Origin of the sequence: Pseudogemmobacter bohemicus (assembly GCF_003290025.1) — a bacterium.
In the GTDB taxonomy this organism is placed as follows: Bacteria; Pseudomonadota; Alphaproteobacteria; order Rhodobacterales; family Rhodobacteraceae; genus Pseudogemmobacter; species Pseudogemmobacter bohemicus.
In genome coordinates, this window is sequence record NZ_QNHG01000002.1 from 1,068,654 (window position 1) to 1,083,016 (window position 14,363).

12 protein-coding genes are annotated in these 14,363 nt (G+C 65.8%); 8 read left to right on the plus strand and 4 right to left on the minus strand.

Annotation, left to right across the window (positions count from 1 at the left end; translation table 11 throughout):
* Positions 1 to 80 precede the first annotated feature (80 nt).
* On the plus strand, positions 81 to 821 hold the full coding sequence (locus DRF71_RS12995; RefSeq protein WP_112310925.1) for a YebC/PmpR family DNA-binding transcriptional regulator: 741 nt from the start codon (positions 81 to 83) through the stop codon (positions 819 to 821).
* 162 nt (positions 822 to 983) lie between these two features.
* Complete coding sequence (locus DRF71_RS13000; protein WP_112310926.1) at positions 984 to 1,889, plus strand: lysophospholipid acyltransferase family protein; 906 nt, start codon at positions 984 to 986, stop codon at positions 1,887 to 1,889.
* On the opposite strand, the gene DRF71_RS13005 is transcribed toward DRF71_RS13000, so the two are convergent.
* Positions 1,879 to 2,853 carry a LysR family transcriptional regulator ArgP gene (locus DRF71_RS13005; RefSeq protein ID WP_112310927.1) on the minus strand — a complete coding sequence of 325 codons (975 nt, stop codon included), beginning with the start codon at positions 2,851 to 2,853 and terminating at the stop codon, positions 1,879 to 1,881. The genes DRF71_RS13000 and DRF71_RS13005 overlap by 11 nt on opposite strands.
* A 93-nt stretch (positions 2,854 to 2,946) precedes the next feature.
* Here DRF71_RS13005 and DRF71_RS13010 point away from each other — a divergent pair, with 93 nt between their 5' ends.
* The 3 genes from DRF71_RS13010 to DRF71_RS13020 all read left to right on the plus strand — a co-directional run bounded on the left by DRF71_RS13010 (position 2,947) and on the right by DRF71_RS13020 (position 5,707).
* Positions 2,947 to 3,549: a LysE/ArgO family amino acid transporter gene (locus DRF71_RS13010; protein WP_112310928.1), complete on the plus strand. Its 603-nt coding sequence runs from the start codon at positions 2,947 to 2,949 to the stop codon at positions 3,547 to 3,549.
* A 21-nt stretch (positions 3,550 to 3,570) separates the two neighbouring features.
* Complete coding sequence (locus DRF71_RS13015; protein WP_232831488.1) at positions 3,571 to 4,485, plus strand: DMT family transporter; 915 nt, start codon at positions 3,571 to 3,573, stop codon at positions 4,483 to 4,485.
* A gap of 172 nt (positions 4,486 to 4,657) precedes the next feature.
* Positions 4,658 to 5,707, plus strand: coding sequence for a DUF2793 domain-containing protein (locus DRF71_RS13020; RefSeq protein ID WP_112311310.1), 1,050 nt, complete (start codon positions 4,658 to 4,660; stop codon positions 5,705 to 5,707).
* Here DRF71_RS13020 and DRF71_RS13025 read toward each other — a convergent pair.
* Entirely contained in the window at positions 5,704 to 6,651 is a 948-nt protein-coding gene (locus tag DRF71_RS13025) for a glycosyltransferase (RefSeq protein WP_157971067.1), read from the minus strand. The two genes, DRF71_RS13020 and DRF71_RS13025, sit on opposite strands and share 4 nt — an antisense overlap.
* 289 nt (positions 6,652 to 6,940) lie before the next feature.
* Here DRF71_RS13025 and DRF71_RS13030 point away from each other — a divergent pair, with 289 nt between their 5' ends.
* Positions 6,941 to 10,258, plus strand: coding sequence for a calcium-binding protein (locus DRF71_RS13030; protein ID WP_112310929.1), 3,318 nt, complete (start codon positions 6,941 to 6,943; stop codon positions 10,256 to 10,258).
* A gap of 31 nt (positions 10,259 to 10,289) precedes the next feature.
* On the opposite strand, the gene DRF71_RS13035 is transcribed toward DRF71_RS13030, so the two are convergent.
* Entirely contained in the window at positions 10,290 to 10,949 is a 660-nt protein-coding gene (locus tag DRF71_RS13035) for an ABC transporter ATP-binding protein (protein ID WP_112310930.1), read from the minus strand.
* 21 nt (positions 10,950 to 10,970) lie between these two features.
* Positions 10,971 to 12,143 (minus strand): capsule biosynthesis protein, encoded by a 1,173-nt coding sequence (locus DRF71_RS27430; RefSeq protein WP_157971068.1) that lies wholly within the window; start codon positions 12,141 to 12,143, stop codon positions 10,971 to 10,973.
* Positions 12,144 to 12,358: 215 nt separating this feature from the next.
* Between DRF71_RS27430 and DRF71_RS27435 the strand changes: the two genes are divergently transcribed.
* Positions 12,359 to 12,760, plus strand: a complete 402-nt coding sequence (locus tag DRF71_RS27435) for a hypothetical protein (RefSeq protein WP_157971069.1) — start codon at positions 12,359 to 12,361, stop codon at positions 12,758 to 12,760.
* Positions 12,761 to 13,533: 773 nt separating this feature from the next.
* Entirely contained in the window at positions 13,534 to 14,355 is an 822-nt protein-coding gene (locus tag DRF71_RS13045) for an ABC transporter permease (protein WP_112310931.1), read from the plus strand.
* Positions 14,356 to 14,363: the final 8 nt, after the last annotated feature.

The following is a 14,363-nucleotide window of genomic DNA, read 5'->3' on the forward strand; positions in this document are numbered from 1 at the left end:
ACTGGTCCCCCGGCTCTTGCCGCCCAGGCCCCGCGCGTTGTATGGAGGCCCACCACCGAAATCGAAGGAATGAGGCCCCTATGGCAGGCCATTCGAAATGGGCAAACATCCAGCACCGCAAGGGCAAGCAGGATGGCATCCGCTCCAAAATGTTCTCCAAACTCTCGAAAGAGATCACCGTCGCCGCAAAGATGGGTGACCCGGATCCCGACAAGAACCCGCGTCTGCGTCTCGCCGTGAAAGCCGCCAAAGCGGTCTCGATGCCGAAGGACGTGATCGACCGCGCCATCAAAAAATCCCAGATGGGTGATGCGGCCGATTACACCGAGATCCGCTATGAGGGCTACGGCGCCGGTGGTATCGCCATCATCGTCGAGGCGATGACCGACAATCTCAACCGTACCGCCTCGAATGTGCGCAGCTATTTCACCAAAGCGGGCGGCAATATGGGCCAGACCGGCTCGGTATCGCATGGCTTTGACCGGCTGGGCGAAATCTCTTATCCGATCACCGCCGGCGATGCCGATTCGGTGATGATGGCCGCCATCGAGGCCGGCGCTGATGATGTCGAGTCGGATGAGGAGGGGCACTGGATCTATTGCAAGATCGAAGATCTCCCGGCCGTTTCCGATGCGCTTGAGGCCACGCTGGGCGAGTCGACCGAGGCCAGGCTGGTCTGGCGGCCGCAATCCAGGACCGAGGTTGATCTCGAGACCGCGCAAAAGCTGATGAAACTTGTGGATCTTCTCGAAGAAGATGACGACGTGCAGACCGTCACCCATAATTTCGATGTCCCCGAGGATGTCGCGGCGCAGCTCTGAAACCCGGCTTTACCGAAGAAACACCCCGGCCGTGAGGCCGGGGTTTTTTCTTGCCCTGGCTCTCTGACCGTTCGGTCACGTCACCCTGCTGTGATCTGGCAGTTCTACTCTGCACTGCCAGAGAGGCGCCGTTTCGCGCCGGGTAAAGGACGGGAATCGCGCATGGGTCAGATGATGCATGGGGATGACAGCTTTGCGCCTGCCGGCCTGCCGGAAGGTCCGGTTTTCACCTATTCTCATCCCGATCAAAGCCCCCTGCGCCGCCGGCTGATCCGGGTGGTTGAACGCATCTCGGGTCAGAGCCGTATCGAGCGGCTCTACCGTGACTGGCGCGCCGATCCGGCCAAAGACCGCTCTGCCCCGGTCTTTGCCGAGGCGATGCGGGTCCTTGGCCTGCGCATCGAATATACCGCCGGCGATGAGGGGATGATCCCGAAGACCGGCGGGCTGCTGGTGATCGCGAACCATCCTTTCGGCATCGCCGACGGGCTGGCGATCGGCGATCTGCTCACCCGGGTGCGCCCCGATGTGAAGCTGATGGTCAATGCCGCGCTTTGCCAGGCGCCCGAGGCAAAGGATGTGCTGCTGCCGGTCGATTTCAGCCATGGCCCCGAGGCGCGACGTACCTCTGCCGAGACGCGGCGCGCGGCGACGGAATGGCTTGAGGCGGGGCATGTGCTGGTGATTTTTCCGGCCGGCGGCGTGGCCACCGCGCCAAAGCCGCTGTCGCGCCGGGCTGCCGATCCGGCCTGGCATCCTTTCGTGGCGCGGCTGGCCACGCGCCCGGGCGTCCGGGTGCTGCCGATCTGGTTCCATGGCCAGAATTCCCGCCTCTTCCAGATCGCCAGCCACTATTCCTACCCGCTCCGCGTCGCGCTGATCTTCCGCGAGACCCTGAAGCGCGCGAAGAAACCGCTCCGCATCGCCATTGGCAGCCCGGTCGCGCTTGACCCAGGGCTGAAATCGGCGGCCACGGGCGAATTGCGGCGCCTGACCTATGAGCTTGCCGGCGCGAAAGGGCCAAAACCCGGGGTGGAATTCACCTTCCCGGCAAGAATCAGGTGGTAGGGGCGGGTCCGGAGGCCGGGGGCGGCACCAGAACAGCCGCCGCCGCAAGCCGGATCTCGCGGGTCAGCGGCGCCAGCGCCGGAGCCACTAAACGCGGAAACTGCCAGTAAAGCGTCACATCCAGCGCGCTGTCGGGCCGGATCTCGACCAGCCGGCCGGCATCCAGATGCGGGCGGGCCAGCGCTTCGGGGTTCATCGCCCAGCCGAGACCCAGCAAAGCCGCATCGACAAAGGCCTGGCTTGCACCGATCCGGTGGCAGGGCAGGGTGAGCGGCGCAGAACCCGCGCCCGAATCGAGGCCCGAAACCAAACCCGAATCCAAACCCGAAACCGGCCCCGGATATGATCCTGCAACCCGCTCGGCCCAGTCCTGTTGCAGCCTGTCCTTGCCGGAATAGATCAGCGAGGGCGCCCGGGCGAGTGCCCCGGCAGAAACACCGTCAGGAAACCAGCGCGCCATATAGCCGGGGCTGGCCGTCGCCAGGTAGCGCAGCGCGCCAAGCGCAATCGTGTCACAGCCCTGCAAAGGCCCCGGATGTGCGGTGATCGCCGCCATCACCTCTCCACGCCTGAGCCAGTCCTGGCTGACATCCTGATCGTCGATCACCAGGTCGAACAGAAACCCTTCGCAGGAGGCGAGCGCCGGCAGCACCCAGGTCGCGAGGCTGTCGGCATTGACCGCGATCCGCAAAGGCGCGGGCCCGGTGGCAAGCGCGGGCAGATCCTCGGCCAGCTGCCGCTCAAGCAGGCGGATCTCGTCATAATGGCGGATCAGGCGCAGGCCCTCCGGCGTCGCCTCGCAGGGCTGGCCGCGCCGGATCAGCCGCATCCCCACCCGCTCCTCCAGCGCGCGGATCCGCTGCGAGATGGCGGGAGGCGTGACCGACAGCGCGCTTGCGGCGAGGTCAAAGGCGCCGAGGCGGTGAATGGCGGCAAGGGCGGCAAGCCAGGCGGGGTCGAGCATGAGAATAAGCCACTCTTAATCAGGTGAAGAAAGATTAACTGGATTTATCCCCGACGCAACGGATAGCGAGGCCAGGCAACCTGGAGGGCGAAAATGTTTGAGGCGATAATCGCAGGCTATTTCACCGCGCTGAGCCTGATCCTCGCCATCGGGGCGCAGAATGCTTTCGTGCTGCGCCAGGGGCTGAGGCGCGAGTATGTCGGGCTGGTGGTGGCAATCTGCGCCATCTCGGATGCGGTGCTGATCACGCTGGGGGTGGCGGGCTTTGGCGCCATGAGCCGTGCCGCGCCCTGGCTGGTGCCGGTGATGAAATGGGGCGGTGTCGCATTTTTGCTGTTCTACGGCGCGCTGCGGTTCCGGGCCGCGATGCGGGGCGGCGAGGCGCTGGTCCCCTCGGCCAGCGCGCCGGTCTCGCGCCGCTCGGTGGTGGTGACCTGTCTCTTGCTGACCTGGGCCAATCCTCATGTCTGGCTGGATACGGTGGTGCTGCTCGGCTCGGTTTCGGCGCAGCATGAGGGGCAGCGTCTCGCCTTCGGGATCGCGGCGGCGATGGGGTCTTTCAGCTTTTTCTCGGCGCTTGGCTTTGGCGCGCGCTTTCTGGCGCCGGTTTTCGCAAAGCCCCGCGCCTGGGTGGTGCTGGAGATCGGCGTTGGCCTGGTGATGTGGACCATCGCGGCAACCCTTGCCTTTTCCTGAAATCGGGCGCAGGTCGGACCCATGTGGGAAAGACAGGCCGACCGCCCGGTTGCGGGAATTATCTGGATGCTGGTTTCGGGCATTGCCATGGTTGGCGTGAACGGGGCGGTGAAATATGTCGGCACCTCGCTGCCTGCGACGCAATCGGCCTTTCTGCGCTTTGCGGTGGGGCTGTGTTTCTTCCTGCCGATGGTGGCTCCGGTCCTGCGCGCGGGCTATCCGGCGCGGGTCTGGAAACTGTTCGGGCTGCGCGGCGTGCTGCATGTCGGCGCGGTGATCCTGTGGTTTTACGCCATGGCGCGGATCCCGGTGGCCGAGGTCTCTGCCATCGGCTTTCTTAACCCGGTGATCGTGTTGATCGTGGGCGGGCTTTTGCTGGGCGAGGGGCTGAGCTTTCGCCGCATCCTGGTCGCCGTGGTGGCCTTTGCCGGTGCGATGATCGTCTTGCGGCCGGGCCTGCGCGAGGTGGAGCCGGGCCATTGGGCGCAGCTGGGCGCGGCGTTTCTGTTCGCGGGCGGCTATATCGTGGCGAAACGGCTCAGCGCTTCGGTTCCCGCCAGCGTGATCGTGGCGATGATGACCTGGACTTCGGCGATCGGCCTTTTGCCGCTGGCGCTGATCGACTGGCAGCCGGTGGCGGCCTGGCAGATCGGCGCGCTGGCTCTGGGGGCGGTCTTTGCCACGCTGGGCCATTACGCGATGACGCGCGCCTTTGCCGAGGCGCCGCTGGCGGTGACGCAGCCGGTGAGCTTTTTGCAGATCATCTGGTCGGCGCTGATGGGCGCTGTGCTGTTCCATGAGGGGATCGACCCGTTCGTGATCCTGGGCGGTGCGGTGATCATCGGGGCGATCAGCTTCAACATCCGCGCCGAGGCCAATGCGCGCCGGGTGATCCGTGCCGCCGATGGCGCCGGCACCGGCGGCCCTGCAACCTGACCCCCAACACCTTGCCCTGCCATCTGACCCCAACACCCGAGCCGTTGCGCCAGAGCGCCTCCGGGCGCGCGGCGGGCCAGGAGGCGTTAAACCCCTGACACCTAGCCTTTGCCCCGCGGGTGCGCGACTGCCTCGCGGTTAACTGCGGCTTTGACCCCGCATGGAGGCAAACTTGTCCGATTCCACCGATATTCTTGGCCTGCCGCTGATCCTGCCCGCTCAGGCGCAGAAACATGTGACCCATAACGAGGCCCTGCTGGCGCTGGATGCCGTGGTGCAGCTGGCGGTGCTGGACCGCAACCGCACCGCGCCGCCGGTGACGGCGGTGCCCGGCGACCGGCATCTGGTGGCGGTCAGCGCGACCGGGCTCTGGGTCGGGCAGGAGGGGCGGATTGCGGTGATGACCGGCACCGGCTGGCAGTTCCACGCGCCGGTGCCGGGCTGGCGCGCCTGGGTGCTGGCCGAGCAGCGTGAGGCGGTGTTTGACGGCCTGACCTGGAAGACCCCGGATGAGGGCGAGGGCGGCTTCGCGCGGCTGGGTGTCGGCACCTCGCCCGATGCGGTGAACCGGCTGGCGGTGGCGTCTGAGGCGGTGCTGATGACCCATCAGGGCGCCGGCATGCAGCTGAAGCTGAACAAGGCGGCCGCGGCGCATACCGCAAGCCTGCTGTTCCAGACCGCCTGGTCGGGGCGGGCCGAGATGGGCACTGCCGGCGGCAGCGATTTCTCGGTCAAGGTCAGCGGTGATGGCTCGGCCTGGTTCACCGGGCTGCAGGTGGCGGCGGCAACCGGCGTGGTGGATTTCCCGCAGGGTCTGACCCGCGCCGGCTCGCAGGTCTTTGCGAGGAGCAATATTCTCGGCCCCGTCTCCCAGGCGGCCGGGGTGCCGGCCGGCGCGGTGATCGAGCGCGGCTCGAACGCGAATGGCGAGTATATCCGCTATGCCGATGGCACCCAGATCTGCTGGAGGAACACTCTTTCAGTCGCCAGTGCCTCGACCGCGCTTGGCTCCGGGTTCACCTCGGCGGCGCTGACCTGGACCTATCCGGTGGCCTTCGTGACCGGCTCGACGCCGGTGGTTTCGGGCATGGCGGATGCGGTGGATTGCTGGCTTTCCCACGCAGCGCCGGTGGCGGCTTCGGTGTCGCTCAGGGTGCTGGCGCTGGTGACGAAGGCCGGGACGGTCGGCGTCAGGGCCATGGCCGTCGGGCGCTGGTTCTAAAGCCGCCCGAACACCGCCGCCGCCGCCATGGCCGCATCGCCGATGCGCGAGCTGCGATGGATGCCAAGGCGGCGGAATGCCAGAATGCGCGCCGGGCCATATCCCGGCGCGTCCAGGAACCCGTCCAGTGTGACCCGCGCCGCCTTGGTCAGCATCGCCTCGCGCGCCTTCAGCGCCTGGGCCTGGCCCTGCATCATCCGCCCCCATTCGCCGCTGAGCAGCATGGCGAGCCGCCGTTTTCCCGCTGCGGTGCCCCGCGCGCCCCCAAGCGCATTGCCGTCATGCTGGCGGTAGATCACCACCGGCGTCGGGTCGAGCGCCAGCCCGCCGCCGCAACCGGCGATCAGTTGATAAAGCCACCAGTCATGCCAGCTGACGCCTTCGGGTATGCCCGCGCGGCGCACCAGTGCCAGCGCCGCCGGGTTGAGCATGATCGAATGGCCGGCAAACAGGTTCTGCGCCAGCGAGGGTGCGAAACCCGGTCGCGTCCGCCCCGATTTCGACTGGCTGAGCGTGTTCAGCGCCCCATCGGCCAGCATGCTTTCACCGGCATAGATCACCGGCACCGCAATGTCGGGCTGTGCGCCGCCCATCATGCGTTCGGCGGCGGCAATGCGGCGCAGCCCGCGCGCAAGCTTGCCCTTCAGCCAGACATCATCCTGATCGGCCAGCGCGACGATGCCCTGCGGCAGATCCGGGTGGCACAGCGCCGAGAGGAAATTCGCCGCCGCCCCGCGCCGGGGGCCATCGACCAGGGTGACGGGGTGGGTCTTGCCGAATTCCGCAAGGATCTCGCGGCTGCGGTCGGTCGAGCCGTCATCCGACACAAAGAGCGACCAGGAGGGATGGCTCTGCGCTGCGATGCTGGCGAGCTGCTCGGGCAGATGGGCCTCCCCGTTGCGGGTGGCCATCACGATTGTCACATGCTGATCGTTCTGGCGCATATCCACCCTGCCGGCGGGGCGTGGGCGCGTCTGTTGCCGGCGCGGCCCATCCCATCGGGTCATCCTTCGCCGAAACCGGGGCGGGACGCAATCCGCGACACGGTCCGTGTCAGAGTCCGTGTTAGAGTCTGGGTCAGGGGGCCGGGCGCCGATGCGGCGCAAATCTCCATCACCGATACAGGTTTTCCTAAAACCCTTTACGAATGCCGCTATCCTGCCCGAATGCGGCAAGAAGCCTGAAAGCACGCCTCTGCCATGATCGCAGCCGGGGAATGACGGGTGTGGGTCCATGTTCCGGGTTGATGTACTGGAAACTTTTACCGATGCGCCACTGAATATGGTGTCGGGCATCGGGGATATGCTGCTGACGACAATCGGCGAGCGGCTGATGCTGTATACGACGACGCGGGCCGGGGGCGGGATCCTTGGCTTCGAGATCGGCGCGGGAGGCATGCAGCTGATCAGCCAGAGCGCGCTGGCGGCGCGCTCGCGGCTTTCGGCGCCGCCGACGCTGGATTTCTATCAGCTGGGATCGACCCGACATCTGATCTATTCAGGGATCGAGGAAAGCACGCTGGTTTCATTCCGGCTGAATGCCGATGGCACGCTGCGCAATACATCGCGCCCGGATGGCGGGCCGACGGGGATCATCTCGGCCCAGGTGTTGATGAGCTTCGGCGACCAGACCTGGCTTTATGCCGCAACGGCCGATAGCGGGCTGGTTTCGGTCTATTCGGTCGCTCCGTCCAATGGGGCGATGGCGCTGACCGGCACGCTGCGGCTTGGGCCGGACCTGCCGGGGATCACCCTTTCGACCATGACCGGGTTCAGCATCGGCGCCGCGCAATTTGTGGCGGTGGCGTCGCTGCAGGGCGACCGGATCGACGTTTTGCGGCTGACGGCAACCGGGCAGCCTTTTGTGGCCAGCAGCATCGGCGCGGCCGAGGGGCTGGGCATCAATGACCCCTCGGCGCTGCGCTATGTCGAAATCCACGGCGCATCCTATCTGGTAGTCGCCTCGGGCAGCAGTTCCTCGATCACCCTGCTGGCGCTTTCTGCCAGCGGCGCGATGACGGTTGCCGATCATCTGGTCGATACGCTGGATACCCGGTTTCAGGGTGTTCTGACGCTGGAAGTGATCACCATGAACGGGCGCGGCTTTGTGGTCGCTGGCGGCGGCGATGGCGGGTTGCAGGTGTTCGAGATCCTGCCCGGCGGGCGGTTTGTCACCGCCGCGACCATCCTGCAGCAGCCTGGAATGGTGCTGGACAATATCACCGCGCTCGCGCTGCAGCCCGGCACCGACGGGTTCTGGATCTATGTCGCAGGCGAGGGGACCGGCATCACCCGGCTTTTCGTCGCGACCGGAGTGCTGCCCGCCGCGATCAGCGGCAGCGATGGCGCCGATGCCCTGAGCGGCGGCAGCGGGCATGACCTGATCCAGGGCGGGGCGGGGAATGATACGCTTTATGGCGGTGCAGGCGATGATATCCTGATGGATGGCACCGGCAGCGACCGGCTTTACGGTGGCGCCGGGGCGGATCTTTTCGTGCTCTCGTCGGATGGGGTGGTGGATTACATCCATGACTACCAGCCGGGCATTGACCGCATCGACCTCAGCGCCTGGGGGCGGTTCTACAGCCTTGGCGATCTGACGATCATCCCTACCGCAAATGGGGCGATCATCCGCTATGCCACCGAAGAGCTGGTGGTCTATTCCGCCAATGGCCTGCCTCTGAATGCCTCCGGCTTTGCCTCGGCCGGGATTTTCGATCTCTGGCATGCCGATTACAGTCTCTGGCGTCCGGGCAGCTCGATCCCCGGCACGCTGCGCGCCGATTACCTGCTGGGGACGGCAGGGGATGATGTCTTTCTGGCCAGCGAGGGCCAGGACACGCTGCTGGGCGGTGATGGTTTTGACCGGGTTGATTTCTCGGCGATTTCCGGCGCCGTCAGGGTCGATCTGTTGCTGCAACGCGGGATCGGCGGTGCGGTCACCGGCCAGTTCTACGGCACGATCGAGGCCCTTACCGGCACCGTCAATGGCGACTACCTCGCCGGCTCGAACGTCGCCAATATGCTGGAGGGTGGCGCCGGCAATGACACGCTGCTGGGGCGGGGTGGCGATGACACGCTTTACGGCGGCGATGGCGACGACCTGCTCAGCGGTGGTGCCGGGGCGGATAGTTTTATCGGCGGTCCGGGGTTTGACACGGTTTATTACTGGGATCTGACCAGCGGGTTGCGCATCGACCTCGCCAATCCGATGAACAGCACCGGCGAGGCGCGCGGCGATACCTATGAAGAGATCGAGCTGATCGCGGGCACCCTGGGCCATGACCTGATCCTGGGCGATGGCGGCAATAACGCGCTTGGCGGCATGGCCGGCAATGATACGCTGATGGGCCGCGAAGGCGATGATACGCTGAATGGCGGCGATGGCGATGACATGCTGAATGGCGGGCCGGGGGCGGATTACCTGATCGGCGGCGCCGGTATCGATCTGGTCTATTACTGGGATTCCCCCATCGGGCTGACCATCGACATGCTGCTGCCGCAGGCCGGCACCGGCGATGCCGCCGGAGACCGGTTCAACGGGGTCGAGGCGGTGGCCGGCACCCTGTTCTCCGACCAGATCTCGGGCGATAATTTCGGCAATTCGATCTCGGGCATGGCCGGCAATGACACGCTGTTCGGGCGCGGCGGCAATGACACGCTGAACGGCGGCGATGGCGATGACATGCTGCATGGCGGGCCCGGCGCCGACAGTTTCATCGGCGGCGCCGGCTATGATCTGGTGTTTTACTGGGACTCCCCCGTCGGGCTCAGCATCGACATGGTGCTGTGGATGCTGAGCACCGGTGACGCGGCCGGTGATATCTTTACCGGCATCGAGGGCCTTGCCGGCACGCTGTTCGACGACCGGATCACCGGCAATATGCAGGCCAATTCCCTGATGGGTCTTGGCGGCAATGACACGCTGATCGGGCGCAGCGGCAATGACACGCTGAATGGCGGCGATGGCAATGATACGCTGAGTGGTGGTCTGGGGGCCGATCTGCTGGTCGGCGGCGATGGTATCGACCTCGCCGTCTACTGGAACTCGGCCACGGCGGTGAATGTCGATATGATGAGCCCCGGCGCCAGCACCGGCGAGGCGGCGGGCGATGTCTTCCAGGGCGTCGAGAACCTTGCCGGCAGCCTGTTTTCAGACCGGCTCTGGGGTGACAATCTGAACAACAATATCAATGGCATGTCCGGGAATGACACGATTTATGGCCGGGATGGTGATGACACGCTGCTGGGCGGGGACGGCAATGATTTTCTCTATGGTGGCGCCGGCAATGACATTCTTTACGGCGGTGCCGGGATCGACACCTTCGTCTTCGATGCCGGGCGCGATCTCATCATGGATTTCACTTATGGAGAGGACAGGTTGCAGATCCAGTCCCAGATCGGCGGCACCACCCTGACCGCCACCAGCCTGCGTGCCGCCATGCAGGCCGAGGCCAATGCGGTCAGGATCAGTTTTGCTGGTGGTCATCAGCTGATCGTTTTCGGCATCACCGATCCCGACCTGCTGATGCAATCGGTGCAGCTGATCTGAGCCCCAGCCCCGGAAGATCAGACCCGGAAGATCAGCCCGCGCCCATATTCTGGTTATGGGTGGCAATCGCCTCTTCGATATCCTCGAAATAGCTCAGCACCCCGTCTTCCAGCACGATGGCGGCGTTGCAAAGCTGGCGGATCACCGCGACCGAGTGATTGACCACGATCGAGCCGGAATTGCGCATCCGTTCGAGGAAAAGATCATTGGATTTCTTGCGGAACGAGGCATCCCCCACCGCTGTGACCTCATCCACCAGATAGGTATCGAAAGCGATCCCCATCGAGACACCAAAGGCCAGCCGCGCCACCATCCCCGAGGAATAGGTGCGGATCGGCAGGTTGAAATGCTTGCCCAACTCGGCGAAATCGGCGGTGAAGGCCACCAGCTCGTCGCTGTCCACCCCGTAAAGCCGCGCCACATAGCGGGTATTCTGCGCGCCCGACAGATCGGGGTGGAAACTGCCGGCAAACCCCACCGGCCAGGACACCGATCCGGTGATGCGGATCTCTCCCGAGGTCGGGGACTGTGTGCCGGCGATCATCTTCAGCAGCGTTGATTTCCCGGCCCCGTTCCGGCCCAGCAGCGCAACCGAAGTGCGCGACGGGATCGTCAGGCTGACATTATTCGCCACCGTCTTGCTCACCCCTTCCAGGGTGAATGTCTTGGTCAGGTTGATGAACTGGATCATCGCTTGCCCGCCCGGCCGGCCCTACCTTCGGTCACGCAGCGAGTAGAATACCAGCACCAGCACACCCCAGAGCATGATCAGGAAGACCGCCACCGTCGCCAGTTTCTTTTCCCGCTCGGGGAAGCGCGAGGTCTCGGCCCGGGTCGGCAGCACATGCGCCGCCAGATAGCGGGTTTGCCGGGTTGCCTGAGCGCGGGCGGCCTCATAGGCGGCGCGGGCGGCGGTATGGCTGGCTTCGGCGAATTCGCGGTCCACCGTCAGCCGCTCATATTCCGCCACCACATCGGCCATGCTTTGCTCGTCGCCGCCCAGCGTGCCGATCTTCGAGCGTTCGGCCGCGATCCGGTCGCGGATCACCGTGATGCGGCGGTCAAGCACCTTGACGCGGGGGTCATCCGGCGGCGCGGTGCCGGCCAGCAGGTCGTAGTCAATCAGCGACTGGGCCAGTTCCTGCTCCAGCGCGCTGAGAATGGTCGACTGGCTTTGCAGATCCAGCGTCGGGTCGACGATCTGGTATTTGTTGCGGAAAGCGGTCAGATCCTGGCGCGCAATGATCAGCTTTTCGCGCGTCTCCTCCATCTCCTTGCGGGAAAAGGCGACGGCATCCTCATTGGCGATTTCGTTCAGCTTGTTGATCATCACCCCGGATTTTTCATAAATCGCCTGGGCAATGCGCTGCGCGTCATCGGGGTCGAAGGCCAGAACCCTGACCTCCATCAGCCGGGTCGAGCTGTCGTAATAGACGCTGACCATGTCCTTCCAGTATTCGATAAGGTCCTCAATGCTGCCGGTGGTATCATAGGTATACCAGGGATCGCCCGAGGGTTTCGACCAGATGGAGGCGAGGTCAAGCTCGCCCTGGATCTCGGACACGACCTGCTGGCTGAAGATGTAATTATAGATGATGTCGGTGTCGGGGGTCGATCCGGTGCTGGTAAAGCTGGAGATCCCGGCCAGCAGGCCCAGCGTCGAGGCGCCGTCCTCGCGGTGGACGGAAAAGCCCAGCATCGAGGAATACTGGTCAGCGGCGCGGGCCCAGAGATACCAGGCGGCGACCAGGACCGGCAGCAGCACCAGAATGAAAAATGAGCCGATCAGCGCGATATGGCGTCGGCGCAACCGGCTGCGCGATGCGGTCGGAAGCGCATTGATCACCGGCCCGGCGGGACGGATCGGCTGCGCAGGAGCGACCATCGGCGCCCTGGGCGGCAGGACCGCCGGAGCAGGAGCCACCCGGGCCGGCACCACCGCTCCCGCAGCGGCAGCGGCGGGCGCCGAGGGCAGCGGCCTGACCACGGCAAGCTGGGGCTGGCCCGCTGCGGGCCTGGCTGGTGGTGCGGCAGCAGGGGCAGGGGCTGCCGCTGGGGCGCTGGCCGCAGCCGCCGTATTTGCGGGCCTGGCCGCACCCATTGCGGCGGGTTGCGCAGCGGCCGGCGCAGCCGGGCGAGGCGGGGCTGCCGGAGGCGCTGCCGCCGCAGGAGCTGCCGGGGCAGGGGCCGCCGCAGGAGCCGCATTGGGCTGTGCCGGTGCCACTGCGGCCGCCGGTGCAGCGGGGCGCGGGGGCGAGGCGGGGGCTGCCGCCTGGGGCGGAACCGCTGCCGGGCGTGGCGCAGCGGCTGCAACCGGTGCTGCAACCGGTGCTGCAACCGGTGCTGCGGCTGGTGCAGGCGCGGCAGGTGCGGGGGCCGGTGCGGCAACTGCTGGCGCTGGTGCAGCGGGTCTTGCCGGGGGAACCGGCGCGGCTGCTCCGGGATTATGGGCGGCGGGTGGAACCGCCGGTGCCGCAGGGGCAGGTGCGGGCGGCGCTGTAGCGGGGGTGGTATTGGCCGGCGCCGCTGCCATCGCGGCTGGCGGGGGAACGGCTGCCGGAGGCCTGGCTGCTGCCGGAGGGCTTGCCTGAGGTGCTTGCGGCGCGGCCGCCGGTGGTGGTGGTGGTGGTGCGGCCTGCGGTGCAGCTGGCGTGGCTGCGGGGCCTGCCACCGGTCTGATTTGCGGCGCTGGCACAGCGTTCGTCTGAGGTGCCCTTACCGGCGGCGCGGCGCCGGGATGTATCGAAGGCGCTGCAACCGGAGGGGCTGCCACGCGCGGGGCAGGTATCGCGGGCGGGGCAGGGACCGGATTTGCACCAGGCGCCGCAGGGGGCACCGCCGCAACCGAAGCCGTTGCCGCAGGGGGCTGACCCGTCGCGGCGGCTGGCAGAGCGTTTGCGGGATTATTTGCCGAAGCGGTCGCGGCGCCATTGGCTGCCGGTGTCGAACTTGCCGCCGCTGCGGGTGCGGGAGCGGCGGGAGCCGGTCTGTCGGATGGAGTCAATTTACCCTGACCTGCGCCTGAGTTTGCGGGTGCCTGTCGTGCGACTATAGCCAGGTCGCGGATGGATTACCAGAATATGTGCCCAGGCTCTGCCGCGAATGCGCTTGCCGCCGCCGCTGGCCCGGTGCTATTTTCCGGGAAGACGGCTGCGCCCCGGCCCGGGCTCTGCCCTTTCTCCGCCGGCAGAACCCTTCAGCAGGACAGGCTGGGCACCCTGAGGCCACCTTGGGGCTACCCTGCGGCCAGCCTGCCCGAGACGAGACCAATCCGAATGACGGTGCGCTTTTCCCAGCCCCAGAAACCTGCCTCCCCCACCACAAAGCCGCGCAGCTTTGCCAGTTTCCGCGCCATTGCCGCGCTGATGCTGCGGGAAATGTCGACCACCTATGGCCGCACGCCCGGCGGCTATATCTGGGCGATTCTGGAACCCGTGGCCGGGATCGCGATCCTGACCTTCACATTCTCGTTCCTGTTCCACAGCCCCGCCATCGGCACCAGTTTCGAGCTTTTCTACGCCACCGGCCTCTTGCCCTTCCTGATGGCGACCACGCTGACGAACAAGATCGGCAATTCGCTTTTGTTCTCGAAGCCACTGCTGGCCTATCCGGCGGTGACCTTCGTGGATGCCATTGTCGCGCGGTTTCTGGTGAATTTCGCGACCGAGCTGCTGGTTTTCTACATCGTTATGACCGGGATCATCGTGTTTTACGACACCCGCGCCATGCTCGATATTGCCAAAGTGGCCGAGGCGATTGCGCTGGCGGCGCTGTTTGGCCTGTCGCTTGGCACGCTGAACGCTTTTCTCTTCATGCGCTTCCACCTCTGGCATGTGGCCTGGGCGCTGATTTCGCGGCCTTTGTTTATGATCTCGGGCGTGTTCTTCATCTTCAATTCGCTGCCGCCGATGTTGCGCGACTATCTCTGGTTCAACCCCTATATCCATATCGTCGGCATCATGCGCAGCGGGTTCTACCCGACCTATGACGCGACCTATGCCTCGCCGCTTTATGTCGTGCTGGTCTCGCTGGCGCTTGGGGTCAGCGGGCTGCTTTTGCTGCGCAAGGATGTGAAACGGCTGTTGTTCGAGCGCTGAGCCGGGGC